Raw genomic sequence first — 17,734 nt, forward strand, 5'->3', positions numbered from 1 at the left:
CTTATTCTGTAACGAAGTTGAGTAGTTCATCAAACGAGCCGCTACCCTCAAAGACATTTAATGCATAACGGCTATCTGCACACTCACCATATACTTGATCGAATTTTTGTACTTGATCGTTGAGCGCCGCTACGGCCGCTTGACCTTGATCGGGATCGTTTACAGGTTTAAGAAACGCTACCGACAATTGTCTTGGTTGGTGTTCGCCTTTCTCGGCTAAAACAAAACTCGCGTAAGCACGTGAAGCAAAGCTATTTTGTTTACCTGAAGGCGCCACTTTCACCGCCGCTTCCGTCAGGGCTTTGATCGCGCTATTAGCAAGTGCCTCATCGCCCTGTAAGTTGTCAATCAACTGCGTTTTGTTGATGCAGATATAGGAATAGAATAAAGCGGCCGCAAAACCCGCTTCACCAAGGTGAGCAGAGCCCGCATCTTCCTCTTTGTTGTTCAAATCATCCACAGCGGTAAAATAATCATCTTCCACAACCACGCTATGAACACTCAATGCATGCGCAACTTGGCAGGCGGCCTCCACATTAAACGATGGCGAAGAGGCTAGCATACGGCCAAATAAGGCGATGTCGGCTGCTGCATGATCTGCCTTTAATAAGTCCAGTTCTTCTTTTTTTGGCGCACGATTTTCTTCTGCCAATATCGCGATCAAAGAGCGTGCTGCATCTTGCTCTTCTGGGCTAATATGAACAAGTTGCTCGATATCTAGTTGATCTTTCTTGATTTGACCAAAAACCCCTGCTATCTCTGCCGCCCATGCTTTGGCGGGTTTTTCGGTCACACCTTGTTCGATAAGCTCACTGTATAACTGTCGGCCGAAACGTTTGGTCCGAATCCCAATTTTACCTGCCAAGGCCGTTTCAAAGACTTCTGATGTCCGCCAATGGCGTTTTAAACTTTGCGAGCTCACACGCAAGCGCTCAAATCCGCCCATTTTTGCGGTTTTGGGCCGACCTAAATCGTCACGGTTCAGGTTAGAAGGCGCATAAGAAGTCAGTAGGTGTAGTTGAATAAATTGGCTCATTCTCTTTTCCTTTTTTCTATTTAGTTCCCGCTGCGCGGTAATAGTCCATTGCCCATTGAACAGTGATGCGTTTATCTGCTTGACGAGGATAAAATTGGCTGTGTTCCTCAAACCATTGATAGATATCTCTCGCCAAAGATGAAACCAAAACACTGTGATCAAGCTGATGCAGGATCCTTCTTAAACGGCGCAGAAATTCATCCGGTGTCTTGGTATCTTGCAGTTGTGCAAAGCGCAGCTCACTCACTCTCGATTTATCACTTTGTGCTTTGCTCCCCGCCGCCGTCGCCAGATTGTGTGCGCTATCATGCTTCACATGTACTAGCGCACCAGCAATAGCTGCCCAGCATTCCATGTCACTTGATGTGGCATGCTCCGTTATAGGAGCAGGCAAGCTTTGCCATAAGGCACGAAACCCCGGGGTCAGCATAACGGCGTCAAGATCTCGACAACGTTTTAGCTGTGCTTTTTGTGCGTTTGGGGCTGGCGTGATACCTTTTTTGTATAATTCATTCGGTGATAAGTACATACTTTGCCACCAGCGTAAAACACTATGTTGTAGTGTACTATCCATTAGGCGATCTCCTTATCAATCGCAATATCGTGTTCACGAATAAATGCTTTTATATCTTTACTGTTAAATAGCCACCAGCTTAGAGTCTGTCTCGCTTTAATCCGTCTCGCCATATTCCTCGCATTACCCAGCTCAGTCATGGCATAACCATCAAATAAGTCGAAACATACAGCGCGTAATGTGTTGAGCCATTTTTTTGCTTGTTCCGGGGTTAAGCTCTCGTCTTCTTGCTCTATATTTTCAATCAACTGCGACACGGCAGTAAAAAAAGCAGACTCCGTCTTCTGCCAGAACGCGAGATCGATAAAAGATGTATCGCCTTTCGCATCCTTTGGACGATCAAACCACGCATTTTTAATTTGGTCGCGTAGCTGCTTAAGACTTTTGACCGATAAATCTTGCAGTGTGTTTACTGCTGTTAGCACATCCTCTTGCTGCTCTTCGCTAAAAGCAAATAAAGGCAATTCGCTGTTATACCATCCTCTCGCTTTCATATTATCCATGTCATAACCGAAAGCTTTGAGACGTGGACTGTAACCTAATAACTTTCCGTGCCTTTGACTTAGAGCGTAATAGTGAGAAATCACTTTTGCACATTTATAGCCTTGGACGTCACTACGTAGTGTTAACGTGTCCCAAATTTTATAGGTGATACCGCCAGGTTGCGCTTTAACCGAAAAAGGGGGTTCTTCAGGCTTTTTGGGGTTAAACCGATATGGTGTTAGAGGATGAGACCATTCTCCATCATAATTGGCCCCATAGTTTTGCATCCGGTAATAGTTAACGACTTGCTCAACCTGTTGACCTAGTAATTGACACTCTGCGTCACGATGTTCAACTTCTAGGCGGATACGTCTTGGCATCGCCCAATAAACATGTAACGGATGAACAGCATTGGCATAAACTTCACTGCCCTTTTTCTCACTTGTCTGCGTAGGAGCAAGCCACGGGAAAACGGAACCATCTGTAAAATTGGGCGGTGGATACCGCCAAAAATCTTTATTAATAATATTAAGCCAAAGCTTTTCCCACAGACTGGCCTCGCTTGTTACTGGCATCACTAACGTTGTTAGCGGTCCGCCACCACGCAAACCGACACGATGTCCAGACCCACCAGCAGGCGCATTGATTTGCATAGTAAACAAAGCCAATGCTGCCATGTCGAGGGACAACACTTGGCCAATACCCCGCTTGATAAAATGATCGGTATTGTTCTTTATGCCGTTTGCGCCAGGCGCTTCTATCAATAGCCCTGAGACCGTGGTCGATGGCGCATCCTCGAGGGAGTCAAAATCCTGCATAAATAAGGGACCTTCTCCAACCACATTAAAGGCGTGACTGACCTGATTAAAAGCTTCTTCCAAAACAACATCGGCCGGTGGCGTTTTAAAGTAATGGTGCCATTGTGACAAATCTTTTGGCGCAAACGCGGTTTGTAATAAGCCAATAGCAAACTGATACGCCGCGCCATAAAAATCTGCTCTTGGTAGTGAGAAATCTACGACGTCGGGATCACATATTGCACTGATCGGCCGTTTCTTAATATCGCCATTACGATGGATATAATCCAACCATGGGTCTTGAATTAAATTCATGTCGCCTCCTGTGGCCGCTCGTAAAATCCTTTTTCCTCGCTATAAGCAAAACGAGAATCGTTTTCGGGCAACCAGATTTTCATATATTTCAGATGAGGGTGTTGCTCGATCAACTTCATCAACGCAGGTTCAAGCCGATCGGGTAAAGGCGCAAGTTGTTCGGCATACTTTCTTTTTGACAGCTTGACCGTGCTCAGCGCCACTGAAAATCGATTGTCTTTTGCTATTGGCACAAGCTCACCTGCTTGCTCGTTGACCAGCAACACATCCACGGTTTCTATGTCGTTGTAGCGGGTACTAATGTCTGTTTCGTCATCAAACCAATAGTCTGCACTGCGATCACAATACCCATATTGCCAATCAATGCATTGAGACTGTGCTTTCGCGCCAATACTGTATGTTTTCCCCAAATATTCTTCTTCCATAGGTTGAAGCGCAGCTGGAATTTGTGCCAGTGCTTCATCACTGTAAACGGCTTCAACCAATTCGCGGGCATGGGTTGGCATACGGATTTCACCTAATTGGCGTAGTTTTCTAAGCCCCAACCAAAGTCGTCCAGGTGAGCGATAAACAAATTGCGTGGATTGAAAGTGACGACTTAGCCAGTCGGCTTTCGGCTCGTCTTCCCACGAGGGAGCATGAACATAGAGAACGGGAGGATTGCGTTCGTCGTCACCTTGCGTCACATAGGCACCTTGTTTGTTTCTTGTATGACGGTGCAAACGTCCCGCGCGTTGAATCAAGTCATCAATCGGACAAAGATCGGATATCATTACATCCGCGTCAGCATCTAAGCTCTCTTGGAAAACTTGAGTCGCAATTAAGACACGACCTTGGCGCTCTGATTGCGAACTACTTTTACCAAAATTATCGAGGACGGTTTTCTCAATATTTTTTCTATCGGCGAGAACAAATCGGCTATGAAATAAATGACACCTGTCTGGTTGTTCAAGCCGACTCAGTAACGTTTCATACGCTTCGCGTGCATCATCCACAGTATTCCTGATCCAAACCACGCATTGCCCTCTAGCGACCGCGGTCAACACCATCGCGAGACAGTCATCAAACTGAGTGAGCATATCCACCGCGACCGCACGTTTTTGTTTGGCTTGCCGAGAAATAGTGATTTCTTTCAATGCAGGCATTTTATCGATCGCCACGTGGGTCGCTAAGGGGAAATGCTCCTTAACCGGAACGATAGGTGTCAAACCGGCCGCTTGCTGCCAGACCTGACACAGGCGTTGCCGCTGCTTCTGTGACAAAGTTGCAGTTAGCAATATAACCGAGCCACCCTGATGCAAATGCAGTGATAATAAGCTTTCCAGTAAGGCGAGCATATATTCATCCGCGGCGTGGATTTCGTCAAAAATCAGGACTTTTCGGTTCAATCCCAGCAAGCGCAAAGATTGATGTCGTCGAGGCAGAACAGCGAGCAACGCTTGATCAATGGTACCCACACCGACAGGTGCTAATAACGCTTTTTTGCGCGAATCCGCAAGCCAAGCATTACATTGTGCCGTTACGGTTGCATCACGCTGGTGATAATTGCTATCTACCGTACCTGTGGTGTGCACCATCTCTCGAAATCGGTCATTCATATCTCGGGCACCGTGTGCCAGCGTAATACTGGCTTGCTCCCCCTCACCAAGTTTCACCATTTGCGTATAGTGATCGGCGACTCGATCAAACATGGCATTAGATGTCGCCATGGTCGGCAAGCCAAAATAAAAACCATCGGCCGCACCAGCAGCCATTAATCGATGTGTGAGTGTGAGCGCGGCTTCAGTCTTCCCTGCCCCCGTCATATCTTCTAAGATAAATAGCTGCGGTTGATCGTTGATTTCTACCGACGTAGCCCAAGCCTGCAAAGGTGTTGGGGAAAAAGGGAAGATATCGGAAAAGGCACTAAAAGGTGTTACTGTCGGTGTGCGAGATAAGTCGGTATGGCCCAGCGCTTGTTCGGCACACGCCAACGCACAGTGCCAATACTGTTCAAGCGGCTGAGACTGAGAAACATAGGGAAAAAAGTGAGTATCTGAACCCATCCAATCCGCTAGCACAGCCAGTCCAGCTAGCTGCCAGCTCACTTGTTCAAGTCGCGTTCGCCAATCAGCAGACGACAATATCTCAATATTAATTTGCGGCTGAAACAGTTCACTCACATCGGCAATAAATGCTATCACCGCATCATGGTTACGCACTTCTGTAAAAGACTTAATCCATGGCGGCATTTGCCGATTGATTGGCTGACCATGATGTCCCAATACACATTGCGCCAGCACGTCAACTGTCTCATAGACGGCTATTTCATCATCCATTGAAGTGACCGACTGACCACAAATCGCTTGAACTATCTCAGTCTCATGCTGCTGCCAGAAATAATAGCCTAGCCTGTCATGTCGATATTCTCGCCCGTCATATTCTTTCTTACTTCGAGGGTTGAGTAAGTCAGCGGAAACACTGAGGTTCAGTTCCTGAAATGCGGACGCATACTTGCCTAAGTCATGAAGCGATATCGTGAGACACCATAGGGTTCGTAGCTGTTCTGGAGAGAGCTCAAGAAATTCCGCAATGGCTTTTGTTAGCGGTCGTTGTTCGTGAAGGAGGTGATAGCTAACCGCCGCTACATCCAAACAATGATAGGCCAGCTGGTGATACGCATCCCCACATCCTATATCAGCACTGGCCTTTCCCCAATAGGAAAAATAAGGCTTTTCGTTATCCACAAACCGTGTCCACGTCCCATGTTTTTAGAACGCTAACATAGGCAAACTCAGCCAGCAATTTAGCCATGAGAGTTATGTGAGTTAGGAACAGCTCGCAACTATCGCGATATAAACTCGTTACCAAGACGATGGCACACCACACGCTAATTAATCACTTTTAGTGCGTAAACTGTGCCATCTTAATCAGTAATATTGATTTACCCGCGATAATACCGCTGCGGCACAAAAGGCATTTTTTCGACCGTCATGGGCAGTTTTTTGCCACGCACTTCCGCGTAGACCTCGGTGCCGGGGGCAATAAACTCAGGCGGGAGATAACCCATCGCCACGGGCATCCCTTTGGTGGGGCCAAAGGTGCCGCTGGTCACCACGCCGATTTCATTATCGTCTGCATCAAACAGCTTGCTGCCTTCACGGACAGGGGCTTTGCTTTGGCCCACCAGCCCAATGCGCTTGCGGCTCACCGCTTTGTTAGCAATTTGTTCAAGGATTTTCGCCTCACCTGGGAAGCCACCCGCACGCTCACCATCGGCGCGACGCACTTTACTGATTGCCCAGATCAAGGTTGCTTCAACTGGCGTCGTGGTGGTGTCCAGATCGTGCCCATACAGGCAAAGGCCACACTCAAGGCGCAGTGAGTCACGAGCGCCGAGCCCAATCCATTCTACCTCGTCGTGAGCTAACAGCGCTTTGGCGAGTGATGCTGCATGTTCAGCCGGTACAGAAATTTCAAACCCGTCTTCGCCAGTGTAACCGGAACGACTCACCACACAGTGAATGCCATTGATCTCAACAGGTTGAATGTCCATGAACACCATGTCATTAACCTTCGGGTTGAATGTCGCTAGTACTTGCGCCGCTTTGGGGCCTTGTAGAGCCAGCAAAGCACGATCTTCTAGGACCTCGACCGACACATCTCCTGTCAAGTTATCGCGCAGGTGCTGAATATCCTGCGCTTTGCAGGCGGCATTCACGACTAAGAAAAGGTGATCGCCTAAGTTGGCAATCATCAGATCATCTAAAATGCCACCTTGCTCGTTAGTGAACAGTGCATAGCGCTGCTTTCCTTCTGGTAAATCCAGTACATCAACCGGGACTAATCCCTCTAATGCTTTCGCCGCATCCGTGCCATGAAGACGAATTTGTCCCATGTGGGACACATCAAACAAGCCCGCATGCTCACGACAATGGAGGTGCTCTTTGCGCACGCCCAACGTATATTGCACTGGCATATCATAACCAGCGAATGGAACCATTTTTGCGCCCATATCAAGATGCAAGCCGTGTAACGGGGTCGTCAGTAACTCTGCCATTGTTCACTCCATATTGCGCCGGCGGGCCTCTTGCCCACGTTAAGCGATGTATTTGTGTCGTTGGTTAGGAAGCGGTCACCCATAAGATCAGTGCATCGGCATCACTGACAGAGGCCAACATGTGCCCCATGGTAGCGTCGTAATACACACTGTCGCCCTCATTGAGGATGATCGCTTCGTAAAATTCGGAAAAAAATTGGATGCTACCTTCCAGCACCAATAAAAATTCTTCGCCGTCATGGCGGATCCAGTCGCTATAGTCTTCAAACGCGCGCGCTCTGACCCGCGATTTAAATGGCATCATTTTTTTGTTGCTAAGCTGCGTAGCCAACAGCTCATGTTCGTAGGTACCGGTAGGGTGCGCTTTTCCCTGACCCGCTAGCGTCACGTCTCGCCGGCCTGTTGCTTGCCGTTTTTTTGGCGGCGCAAACAGTTGCGGAATATCGATATCCAAGCCGTGCGCGAGCTTCTGCATCGCTTGGAAGGTTGGGGATATCTGCTCATTTTCAATTTTGGACAATGTCGAGCGAGCCAACCCAGTCCGTTGGCTTGCCTCTTCAAGCGTAAGCCCAAGTCTTACCCTGACTGCTTTTAAGCGCGGGCCCAGCCGCAATGGCGCAATGGGCTCGCGCGTTTCACCCTCACGTTGCGATCGTTCAACCTGCATCGACGGATACACATCCTGTGTTGATTGGTCTGTTGTCACCTGCTTTCGCCTCTATCGGTTGTCCCGCTATGTTTGACGCTTTAACACTTTTAACAAAAAAGTTTCCTATCGGAAAATACCGGTACCATAAACGTGACGTAACCAGCGAATTGGTGAAAGCAGGCAACCTATCACGCTCACCCCAAACTGAGCCCTCTCACTCTATTTATCGTAAAAACAAAGTATTACACACTTTATTATTTACCCATGATTCAATGAACGACGAGTCCCCTCCGAGCATTCACCGACATTGATTTGCAATTTACCCTCGCTTAAGATAAAAAGGCAATCGTTTGCGTGGCTGTGCAATAGTATCAAAAGGGAAGGTTTTGTCTCTAGGATCACAACATAGGTTTCTTATTGGAAATTTATTTTGCGGAAAAGTGAACGCTTAGGTACGTTAACAAAATGTTTAAATAAACAGTGCGCGTATTCATCGATCGCGACTGTTGAGTGCAACGTGAAGCAATGTCGACATCTTCGATGTAGGACAGCATGAATAATGACAAAAACGTACCTTACTGATTGAGGAGACAGGCCATGAGTCACAGCATGTTTGACCTGTTCAAAGTTGGTGTTGGGCCTTCAAGCTCCCACACCGTAGGCCCGATGGTGGCCTGTGCACGCTTTACGCAATACGCGGCACAAACGCTCTCAGTGACCGACATCGAGCGTGTCAAAGTGGACTTATACGGCTCACTGGCGCTCACCGGGAAAGGCCATGCCACCGATGTCGCCTGTGTGATGGGATTGATGGGCGAAATGCCCGCGACCATAGAGTCAGATGAAATCGATACCATGACCAAGCTGGTCAAAAACGGCGGCGAACTCCCCTTTGCTGGACGCCACTACATCCCATTCAATTGGCAGGCAAATATTGCCTTTCACTATGAACAAGTACTGCCCGAGCACCCCAACGGGATGACAGTCAGTGCATACGATAAAGCCGGTAACTGTTTGGCCAGCAAGACCTATTTTTCTGTCGGCGGCGGCTTTGTGGTAGAAGAAGGCGAAACCGATGCATTGGCAACAGATTTTGTCCCTCCTCACCCGTTTAATAGTGCGGCGGAGTTGCTTGACCAATGTGCAAAAACGGGCATGACCATCAGTGAGCTGATGTTTACTAACGAAGTGGCACGCGCGCGATATCACGATAGTGGCGCCACACGGGACACGGTTAACCAGGGACTGGATCATATCTGGCAAGTGATGCGTGAGTGCATCGATAGAGGTATTAAACAAGGTGGCGTGTTGCCGGGTGGTTTAAACATTAAGCGACGTGCCAAAGGCATGTACGACGCCATTCACGATAAACAAGCCCATGGCTTACCCACAGATACCAATGATTGGGTCAACCTATTTGCCATGGCGGTCAACGAAGAGAATGCCGCCGGTGGTCGTGTGGTCACCGCCCCAACCAATGGTGCGGCAGGCGTGATCCCTGCCGTGCTTGCGTATTACGACAAATTTGTGTCGCCCAATAACCCAGACGGGATCCGTACCTTTATGGCCACCTCTGCGGCTATTGGCTCTTTGTACAAGACCAATGCCTCTATTTCGGCCGCAGAGGTTGGTTGTCAGGGAGAAATTGGCGTGGCGTGCTCCATGGCAGCTGGCGGCTTAGCAGCGGCGATGGGAGCGAGTAATCAACAAATTGAAAACGCCGCAGAGATTGGTATGGAACATAACCTAGGTCTCACTTGTGATCCCATCGATGGCTTGGTGCAAGTTCCCTGTATAGAACGCAATACCATGGGCGCCGTCAAAGCCATTAACGCTACCCGATTAGCCATGGGTGGCGACGGCGAGCACCACGTCTCGCTTGATAGCGTGATCAAAACCATGCATGAGACTGGGCTCGACATGATGAGTAAATATAAAGAAACCTCACAGGGTGGCCTCGCCACCAATGTGATCCCGATTAACGTCGTGGCCTGTTAGCCACCATCGCCAACAAGGAAAGCGCAATGAAACCGAGCTACCCGAATGTAGAATTGGAGCAGTTTTTCTCCACTAACTTATCGGAATCCGATGGCGCTGTGATGTCGGCAGTGCAGGCCGAACACAAACGTCAGCAACAACAAATCGAACTGATCGCCTCGGAGAACATCGTCTCGCAAGCCGTGATGCAAGCACAAGGCACCTGCTTAACCAATAAGTACGCCGAAGGCTATCCGGGACGTCGCTACTATGGCGGCTGCGAGCACGTTGATGAAGTTGAAGCCATCGCCCAAGCCCGCGCCAAACAGCTGTTTAGCTGTGAGTATGTCAACGTACAGCCACATTCGGGCGCACAAGCCAACGGCGCCGTCATGCTGGCGCTACTGCAACCCGGTGACACCATTTTAGGTATGTCACTCGATGCTGGCGGCCACCTCACTCACGGCGCGCGCCCTGCTCTATCCGGTAAATGGTTTAATGCTGTGCAATACGGCGTGAGCAAAGACAGCCTAGAAATTGATTACGATGAAGTCGCGGTGCTGGCTCGTGAACATCAACCGAAGATGATCATCGCCGGAGGCAGCGCGATCCCGCGTCCGATTGATTTTGCCCGTTTCCGCGCGATTGCCGATGAAGTGGGTGCCTATTTGATGGTTGATATGGCGCATATCGCTGGCTTGGTTGCCACTGGCGCCCATCCCTCGCCATTGCCGCATGCGCATGTGGTCACTACCACCACCCACAAAACGCTGCGTGGCCCGCGCGGTGGCATGATCCTGACCAACCACGAAGACATCAACAAAAAGATCAATTCGGCAGTGTTCCCCGGCCTACAAGGCGGTCCATTGATGCACGTGATTGCGGCTAAAGCCGTCGCATTTGGTGAGGCGCTAGAGCCTGAGTTTAAATTGTACATTGATCAAGTAGTTGCTAACGCCAAAGTCTTGGCCGAAGTACTACAAACACGTGGCTGTGACATTGTCACCGGCGGCACCGATACCCACTTGATGCTCGTTGACCTACGCCCCAAAGGCCTAAAAGGCAACCAAGCGGAGCAGGCGCTCGAGCGCGCTGGGATCACCTGTAACAAGAACGGCATCCCTTTCGATACCGAAAAACCCATGATCACTTCAGGCGTTCGTCTTGGCACACCGGCCGGCACTAGCCGTGGCTTCGGCACTGAGGAGTTCCGCCAAATCGGAGAATGGATTGGTGATGTGCTGGATGCCTTAGTCGAAGCACCCGAGGGCAATGGCGATATCGAGGCACGCATTCGTAAAGAGGTGCAACAGCTGTGCGCGCGCTTCCCGCTATATCGCCAATAAATGGCGGCGCGAAGCCATAAACAGTCTTGCAACGACTAAGCCAATACCATTGACACGTACGTTATTAAGACACAGGAGGCGGTATCGTTATCCACAAACCGCCTCACTTTACATTGTAAATCGCTCAACGACTGAGCAGCTCGCATTAAACGCAGGAGAGTAACAAATGGACGCGACACTAAAGTTTTCTGAAAGCCATGAGTGGGTCAAAGACAACGGCGATGGCACGGTGACCATGGGGATCACCGATCATGCCCAAGGCCTGCTGGGCGATGTCGTGTTTGTCGATCTGCCCGAGGTTGGCGACAGTACTGAAAAAGGTGAAGGCTTCTCATTGGTGGAGTCGGTGAAAGCAGCGTCTGATATCTATGCCCCGGTCGATGGCGAAGTCATTGCCGTCAATGAGGATCTTGAAGATAGCCCAGAGCTAGTTAACGAGGCGCCCTTTGAAGGAGGCTGGATTGCCAAAATTAAACTCGCTGACGACACCAACTTGGATCATCTAATGGACGCGGACGCATACACCGCCGCCATCGACGACTAATTCAGGACGACTATCATGACGCATACTCGTTTACTCGATAGCCTGGTGGCCGATAATGACTTTATCGCTCGCCACAACGGCCCAGATACTCAGCAACAAAGCGCGATGCTGGCGGCGATCAATGCCACCAGCCTCGAGCATGTGATTGAAGAAACTGTCCCTGCCGATATCCGCTTGCCACAGCCTCTTAACCTCAGCGCTCCTAAAAGCGAAACCCAGATGCTGGCTGAGCTAAGTGACATTGCCGCGCAAAATACCATTAAGCGCAGCCTGATCGGTCAAGGCTACTACCACACGCATACCCCACCGCCTATTTTACGCAATGTGCTAGAAAACCCGGGTTGGTACACGGCTTATACCCCTTATCAGCCCGAGATCTCACAAGGCCGACTCGAATCGTTGCTGAACTTCCAGCAGATGGTGATGGACCTAACGGGGATGGATTTGGCTAACGCGTCACTGCTCGACGAAGCTACCGCAGCCGCGGAAGCCATGACGCTGTGTAAGCGTGGCGGCAAGCACAAAGGCAACGCCTTTTTTGTTGCCAGCGATGTGCACCCACAAACGCTGGACGTGATTAAAACGCGCGCCAACTTCCTCGGCTATGACATCGTTGTTGATGACACCGACAAACTGAACCAGCACGATGTATTTGGCGCCCTGCTCCAGTACCCGGGCACCACCGGTGAAGTGCACGATCTCAGCGCGCTTATCGCGGAAGCGCAAAGCAAGAAGACCTTGGTCGCCGTCGCCACCGATCTGCTTTCACTCACTGTGCTCAAAGCACCGGGTGAAATGGGCGCGGATGTAGTGATTGGGTCGGCACAACGCTTTGGCGTGCCCATGGGTTACGGTGGCCCACACGCCGCCTTCATGGCGACACGCGACAAGCTCAAGCGCACCATGCCCGGCCGCGTGATTGGCGTATCGGTCGATAGCAAAGGCAACCAAGCCCTGCGCATGGCGATGCAAACGCGCGAGCAACACATTCGCCGTGAAAAAGCGACCTCCAATATTTGTACCGCCCAAGCACTGCTGGCTAACATGGCCGCTTTTTACGCGGTGTATCACGGCCCTGAAGGGCTAAGGAAAATTGCCCGCCGAGTACATCATCTCACCGCGCTGTTCGCCAAATCGGTACAAGCGGCGGGATTGAGCCTTACTCACGACAGCTTCTTTGATACCGTCACACTCAACACAGGCGAGCAAACCGACGCCTTGTATCAACAAGCGCAGGACGCCGGTTTTAACCTGCGTCAATTGGATGGCCAACTGGGCGTGAGTTTCGATGAAGCGAGCACGCTGGCAGAAGTCAACCAATTGCTTACCGCGCTCACCGGTCAAGGCAATGCAGAAAGCGTGGCGAGCGATATTGAAGCCAATGAATTTGCCGCGATCCCTGCCGCATGCCGCCGCACCAGTGCATACCTAACGCACCCCGTCTTTAACCGCTATCACAGTGAAACCAAGCTGATGCGGTATATGAAGGCGTTGGAAAACAAAGACTTCTCCCTTACCCACGGTATGATCCCATTGGGCAGCTGTACCATGAAGCTGAATGCCGCGGCCGAGATGATCCCCGTCACCTGGCCAGAGTTTGGTGCCCTGCACCCGTTTGTGCCGCTGGCGCAAGCCAAAGGCTATCAAACACTGGGTAAATCACTGCGTGACATGCTGTGTGAAATCACCGGCTACGATGAGATCTCCATGCAGCCGAACTCAGGTGCGCAAGGGGAGTATGCGGGCTTAATCGCGATTCAGCGCTACCATGAAAGCCGTGGCGACAGTCACCGCAACGTGTGCTTGATCCCAAGCTCCGCGCACGGCACTAACCCTGCCTCCGCGGCCATGGTTTCGATGAAAGTGGTCGTAGTTGGCTGTGATGATGACGGCAACATCGACATTGACGATCTGAAAGCCAAGATCGATAAACACCGCGATGCGCTCTCATGCATTATGATCACCTATCCATCGACACATGGTGTGTACGAAGAAACCGTGCAGCAAGTGTGCGAGCTGGTACACGAGGCTGGCGGCCAAGTTTACTTGGATGGCGCCAACATGAATGCGCAAGTGGGGCTGACCACACCGGGCTACATTGGCTCAGACGTTTCGCACCTCAACCTGCACAAAACCTTCTGTATTCCCCACGGTGGTGGCGGACCGGGCATGGGGCCAATTGGGGTAAAATCGCACCTTGCGCCTTTCCTTCCCGGTCATGTGGAGCAAGGTGATGAATTTGCCGTGTCGGCCGCACCAATGGGCAGTGCCTCGATTCTTCCTATTTCATGGGCGTACATTGCCATGATGGGTGAACAAGGCCTAACGCGCGCGACCGAGTTAGCGATTCTCAGTGCCAACTATGTGATGGAGCGTTTGCGTCCCTACTACCCCGTGCTTTATCGCGGTAAAAACGGACGCATTGCGCACGAATGTATTATCGACATTCGCCCACTCAAAGAGGCATCCGGCATCAGCGAAGAAGACATCGCCAAACGCTTGATGGATTATGGCTTCCACGCGCCGACCATGTCATTCCCGGTCGCGGGTACTCTGATGGTTGAACCGACCGAAAGTGAAAGCCAAGAAGAGTTGGATCGCTTCTGTGATGCCATGATTGCCATCCGCGAGGAAATTGCCAAGGTGCAAGACGGTGAGTGGACGCTGGAAGACAACCCATTGGTCAATGCGCCTCACACCCAAGCGGATCTGATGGCAGACGAGTGGTCTCACGCCTATTCCCGTGAGCTGGCTTGCTTCCCATCCGCCCATAACAAGGCAAGCAAATACTGGCCATCAGTCAACCGTGTCGATAATGTCTACGGCGACCGTAACTTGATTTGTTCTTGCCCTAGCATTGAAAACTATATGGATGAGTAATCCACTAGTCACAGATAACCAAGTTAAAAACTAACTTGATAAACGAAAGGCGAGCCGCTCGGTTCGCCTTTTTTATTGCCCCGTTTTGTCGGCTAATGTCGTTCTTCGCAACAGCCAGTCTTAGCGAAATTTTCTCCCGTCTTACTGCTTGCTGGCTAAACTTAAGGCAATAAACCTTTTCACTGAGAGTGATTAAGCCTTGCTGAGTTCATGTCGACGCCCTGTTGTACGCGTGCTGTTGTTGATACTGCTGTTGGGAATGACCGGCTTGGTCCATGCGGCTGCGCCAACTGTGCGTTTAGTCACGCTCGAATACCCGCCTTACATTCAAACCGCCGATGGTGCCCTCGACGGTGTGGCGGTACGAGTTGTCCGCCAAACTTTTGCCAAGCTCGGTTATGAGGTAGAAATTGAAGTACTGCCATGGGCGCGAGCACTCTATCAAGTCCGAACTGGCTTAGCAGATGGCATATTCACTATTTTCAAAACACCTGAGCGCGAAGCGTTTCTCGATTACTCTCAGCAGGTTTTATTTCAACAAGGGATCCGCTTTGTTCATCGCCCCGATGTCAGTCTCTCTGAAGATGCGATTCAATCGTTCAATTTTGGCGCTTACTCCGTCTGTGTGATCAACCAAGTCAGTTACGGCAGCCGGATGGATGCTGCCTTGGCGCAAAATCAATTCGATCAGGTTTTCCGCCTGACTCGCGCACCACAGTGCCTTCGGATGTTGGAAAGTGGCCGAGCACGCTTGTGGCTCAGCAACCATTTTGGCGCACGCGCCCTGGTTAACCAGCTCGATATGAAGGATGTTGTCGAGATCAATCCCCATCCTATCGAAGACACCCCTAGTTACATTGCCTTTTCTAAAGCGCAAGAATTATCAGCCCTACGTGACCAATTTGATCAAGCGTTAGCAGACATGAAAGCCACCGGAGAGTACCAAGCGATCATTGATGACTTTTTTAATGATTAATCGCTGACATTCCTGCACAAGGTTTTATCGCGCACTCACTTTGAGCCGCTAAACAAAGGCCGCTTATCATCCAAGCCCACCCTTACACCGTAATGGAGCATGTCAGTTATCAACAAAGGACACGACATGCTCTCATTTTTAAAGCCGAATCCGGTTAAAAAGCTTAAAAAGCAGTACGAAGCTAAGCAGCAACAAGCCTTTCAGGCGCAGCGCAACGGCGACATCCGTGGTTATTCACTGCTCACCGAAGAAGCAGAAAAGATTGACCAACAAATCAAAGAATTGGAAAACAACGCTTAGCTATTTGAGACATGGCTAAACTGCCGTTTTACCAAGCGTTGATACAGAGGGCAGCGCGCCAGCAGGTCGGTATGGCTGCCTACATCAATAAGCTTGCCTTGATCCATCACGACAATGCGGTCAGCATGCTGAATGGTCGATAAGCGGTGAGCGATAATCAAGGTAGTGCGATCCCGCATTAAAGCCGCCAAGCCTCGCTGAACCGCATGCTCACTTTCGCTATCAAGGGCGCTGGTGGCTTCATCGAGCAATAAAATTCGTGGGTCCTTGAGAATCGCACGGGCAATCGCGACTCGCTGCCGTTGCCCACCCGAAAGCCGCACGCCTCGCTCACCCAAAAAGCTGTTGTAGCCGTCCGGTAATTGCTGAATAAACTCATCGGCGTGCGCTTGAATTGCCGCCTCTTTGACGGCGTGCTCACTGGCGCCTGGCCTGCCGTAGCGAATATTGCCTATTACATCATCACTAAACAGAGCGGGTTGTTGTGGCACCAGTGCCATTTGTTGGCGCAACGCTTGCGGGGATAAGCGACGAATATCTTGCCCGCCCAGCCTAATCGCACCTGACTGCGGATCATAAAAGCGTTGCAGTAATTCAAATACGGTGGTTTTTCCCGCCCCCGACGGTCCGACTAAGGCGACGACTTCACCGGGCCGAATCACAAGGTTCAACGCATCAATCGCTGCTTGATGGGGACGCGTGGGATAATGAAAATGTACCGCTTCAAAGCGAATATCATTGCTTAATGATTGGGCATCGACACTCGGCGAGGTGGCGGGAGTTCGAATATGGCTTTGCACGTGCAACAGTTCCACCAAGCGCTCCGTCGCGCCTGCCGCGCGCTGCAACTCCCCCATCACTTCCGACAAGGTAGCCATCGAAGAGGCAACCATGATGGCGAAAAACACAAACGCGCCCAGGTCCCCTGCTGACATGGTACCTTGAATCACATCGCGACCGCCAACCCACAACATGCCAGTAATGGCGCTGAACACAATCACGATCACGCCGGAAATAAGAATGGCTCGTTGTTTGACGCGTTCGCGTCCGATCTGATAGGCACGCTCCACCTCTTGACCAAATGCGGCTTTGGCGTGATCTTCTACCGCGAAGCTTTGCACGGTTTTAATGTTTGTGATGGCTTCACCGGCATAGCTGCCTACATCCGCCATCGAATCTTGGCTTTGCCGCGATAACGCCCGCACACGACGACCATAGATAAGTATTGGCACCAAAATAAAAGGTACGGAGGCGAGCACAATCAAGGTCAGTTTAATATTGGTGGCAAACAGCATGATGATGGCGCCCACACACATCAGTGCACTGCGCATCGCCATGGAGAAGGAGGAGCCGATGATGTTTTGCAGCAAGCTGGTATCTGTGGTGATCCGCGACATGATTTCGCCACTGCCGTGGGTTTCAAAATAGCTCGGATGTAGGCTAATCACATGATCAAACACCGCTTGGCGAATATCGGCACTGACCCGTTCACCCACCGATGACACCAGATAGAACCGGAAAAAGGTACCGATCGCGATCAATACCGTGATCAGCAAAATAAACTTTACCGCATTCCCCAGCTCAACCAGTGATTGCTGTGCAAAGCCTTGGTCGATCAAAAGGCGAACGCCGTGTCCGACCGAGAGCGTCAATGACGCGGTAAACACTAAGGCCAGCAATGCCGCGCTCACTTGCCAGCGGTAAGGGCGAATAAACGCAATCAGCTCCCACAGAACCGTCAGATTTTTACTGTTGCGACTTGAAGCAGATGGCGTCGAGGCGGCGCGCGTTAAAGCGGAATTAGCCATAAGCTCTACT

At 50.6% G+C, this 17,734-nt stretch carries 13 protein-coding genes; 6 read left to right on the forward strand and 7 right to left on the reverse strand.

Annotation, left to right across the window (positions count from 1 at the left end; genetic code table 11):
• Nucleotide 1: 1 nt before the first annotated feature.
• The 6 genes from cas7e to BZG20_RS06085 form a co-directional block, all read right to left on the reverse strand.
• Nucleotides 2-1,036, reverse strand: a complete 1,035-nt coding sequence (gene cas7e, locus BZG20_RS06060) for a type I-E CRISPR-associated protein Cas7/Cse4/CasC (protein ID WP_077578429.1) — start codon at nucleotides 1,034-1,036, stop codon at nucleotides 2-4.
• Nucleotides 1,037-1,052: 16 nt separating this feature from the next.
• The gene (casB, locus tag BZG20_RS06065; protein WP_077578430.1) at nucleotides 1,053-1,610 is read right to left on the reverse strand and encodes a type I-E CRISPR-associated protein Cse2/CasB; all 558 of its coding nucleotides are present in this window, start codon (nucleotides 1,608-1,610) and stop codon (nucleotides 1,053-1,055) included.
• Nucleotides 1,610-3,205 (reverse strand): type I-E CRISPR-associated protein Cse1/CasA, encoded by a 1,596-nt coding sequence (gene casA / locus BZG20_RS06070; RefSeq protein ID WP_077578431.1) that lies wholly within the window; start codon nucleotides 3,203-3,205, stop codon nucleotides 1,610-1,612. Before casA ends, casB begins: the two co-directional genes overlap by 1 nt.
• Nucleotides 3,202-5,931 (reverse strand): CRISPR-associated helicase/endonuclease Cas3, encoded by a 2,730-nt coding sequence (locus tag BZG20_RS06075; RefSeq protein WP_077578432.1) that lies wholly within the window; start codon nucleotides 5,929-5,931, stop codon nucleotides 3,202-3,204. Before BZG20_RS06075 ends, casA begins: the two co-directional genes overlap by 4 nt.
• Before the next feature lie 197 nt (nucleotides 5,932-6,128).
• Entirely contained in the window at nucleotides 6,129-7,244 is a 1,116-nt protein-coding gene (gene gcvT / locus BZG20_RS06080; protein ID WP_077578433.1) for a glycine cleavage system aminomethyltransferase GcvT, read from the reverse strand.
• Nucleotides 7,245-7,308: 64 nt separating this feature from the next.
• Nucleotides 7,309-7,911 carry an XRE family transcriptional regulator gene (locus BZG20_RS06085; RefSeq protein WP_074214577.1) on the reverse strand — a complete coding sequence of 201 codons (603 nt, stop codon included), beginning with the start codon at nucleotides 7,909-7,911 and terminating at the stop codon, nucleotides 7,309-7,311.
• Nucleotides 7,912-8,490: 579 nt separating this feature from the next.
• Between BZG20_RS06085 and BZG20_RS06090 the strand changes: the two genes are divergently transcribed.
• The 6 genes from BZG20_RS06090 (at nucleotide 8,491) to BZG20_RS15910 (ending at nucleotide 15,916) form a co-directional block, all read left to right on the forward strand.
• Nucleotides 8,491-9,891 carry an L-serine ammonia-lyase gene (locus BZG20_RS06090; RefSeq protein WP_077578434.1) on the forward strand — a complete coding sequence of 467 codons (1,401 nt, stop codon included), beginning with the start codon at nucleotides 8,491-8,493 and terminating at the stop codon, nucleotides 9,889-9,891.
• A 26-nt stretch (nucleotides 9,892-9,917) separates the two neighbouring features.
• Nucleotides 9,918-11,216 (forward strand): serine hydroxymethyltransferase, encoded by a 1,299-nt coding sequence (locus tag BZG20_RS06095; RefSeq protein ID WP_077578435.1) that lies wholly within the window; start codon nucleotides 9,918-9,920, stop codon nucleotides 11,214-11,216.
• A 166-nt stretch (nucleotides 11,217-11,382) separates the two neighbouring features.
• Entirely contained in the window at nucleotides 11,383-11,760 is a 378-nt protein-coding gene (gene gcvH, locus BZG20_RS06100) for a glycine cleavage system protein GcvH (RefSeq protein WP_074214574.1), read from the forward strand.
• Nucleotides 11,761-11,775: 15 nt separating this feature from the next.
• The gene (gene gcvP / locus BZG20_RS06105; RefSeq protein ID WP_077578436.1) at nucleotides 11,776-14,640 is read left to right on the forward strand and encodes an aminomethyl-transferring glycine dehydrogenase; all 2,865 of its coding nucleotides are present in this window, start codon (nucleotides 11,776-11,778) and stop codon (nucleotides 14,638-14,640) included.
• Between the two features lie 199 nt (nucleotides 14,641-14,839).
• Nucleotides 14,840-15,616, forward strand: a complete 777-nt coding sequence (locus tag BZG20_RS06110; protein ID WP_131825345.1) for a transporter substrate-binding domain-containing protein — start codon at nucleotides 14,840-14,842, stop codon at nucleotides 15,614-15,616.
• 126 nt (nucleotides 15,617-15,742) lie between these two features.
• Complete coding sequence (locus BZG20_RS15910; RefSeq protein ID WP_106406577.1) at nucleotides 15,743-15,916, forward strand: DUF6435 family protein; 174 nt, start codon at nucleotides 15,743-15,745, stop codon at nucleotides 15,914-15,916.
• Here BZG20_RS15910 and BZG20_RS06115 read toward each other — a convergent pair.
• Nucleotides 15,913-17,724 carry an ABC transporter transmembrane domain-containing protein gene (locus BZG20_RS06115; RefSeq protein ID WP_077578438.1) on the reverse strand — a complete coding sequence of 604 codons (1,812 nt, stop codon included), beginning with the start codon at nucleotides 17,722-17,724 and terminating at the stop codon, nucleotides 15,913-15,915. The genes BZG20_RS15910 and BZG20_RS06115 overlap by 4 nt on opposite strands.
• Nucleotides 17,725-17,734: the final 10 nt, after the last annotated feature.

This window comes from Salinivibrio sp. IB868 (assembly GCF_001995655.1).
Classification (GTDB): domain Bacteria; phylum Pseudomonadota; class Gammaproteobacteria; order Enterobacterales; family Vibrionaceae; genus Salinivibrio; species Salinivibrio siamensis.

What these genes read in the sequence shown, in the direction of transcription:
- gcvP (WP_077578436.1), top strand. Translation starts at nt 11,776, where the DNA reads ATGACGCATACTCGTTTACTCGATAGCCTGGTGGCCGATAATGACTTT.
- gcvH (WP_074214574.1), top strand. Translation starts at nt 11,383, where the DNA reads ATGGACGCGACACTAAAGTTTTCTGAAAGCCATGAGTGGGTCAAAGAC.
- BZG20_RS06090 (WP_077578434.1), top strand. Translation starts at nt 8,491, where the DNA reads ATGAGTCACAGCATGTTTGACCTGTTCAAAGTTGGTGTTGGGCCTTCA.
- BZG20_RS15910 (WP_106406577.1), top strand. Translation starts at nt 15,743, where the DNA reads ATGCTCTCATTTTTAAAGCCGAATCCGGTTAAAAAGCTTAAAAAGCAG.
- gcvT (WP_077578433.1), bottom strand. Translation starts at nt 7,244, where the DNA reads ATGGCAGAGTTACTGACGACCCCGTTACACGGCTTGCATCTTGATATG.
- BZG20_RS06085 (WP_074214577.1), bottom strand. Translation starts at nt 7,911, where the DNA reads ATGCAGGTTGAACGATCGCAACGTGAGGGTGAAACGCGCGAGCCCATT.
- cas7e (WP_077578429.1), bottom strand. Translation starts at nt 1,036, where the DNA reads ATGAGCCAATTTATTCAACTACACCTACTGACTTCTTATGCGCCTTCT.
- BZG20_RS06115 (WP_077578438.1), bottom strand. Translation starts at nt 17,724, where the DNA reads ATGGCTAATTCCGCTTTAACGCGCGCCGCCTCGACGCCATCTGCTTCA.
- BZG20_RS06095 (WP_077578435.1), top strand. Translation starts at nt 9,918, where the DNA reads ATGAAACCGAGCTACCCGAATGTAGAATTGGAGCAGTTTTTCTCCACT.
- casB (WP_077578430.1), bottom strand. Translation starts at nt 1,610, where the DNA reads ATGGATAGTACACTACAACATAGTGTTTTACGCTGGTGGCAAAGTATG.
- casA (WP_077578431.1), bottom strand. Translation starts at nt 3,205, where the DNA reads ATGAATTTAATTCAAGACCCATGGTTGGATTATATCCATCGTAATGGC.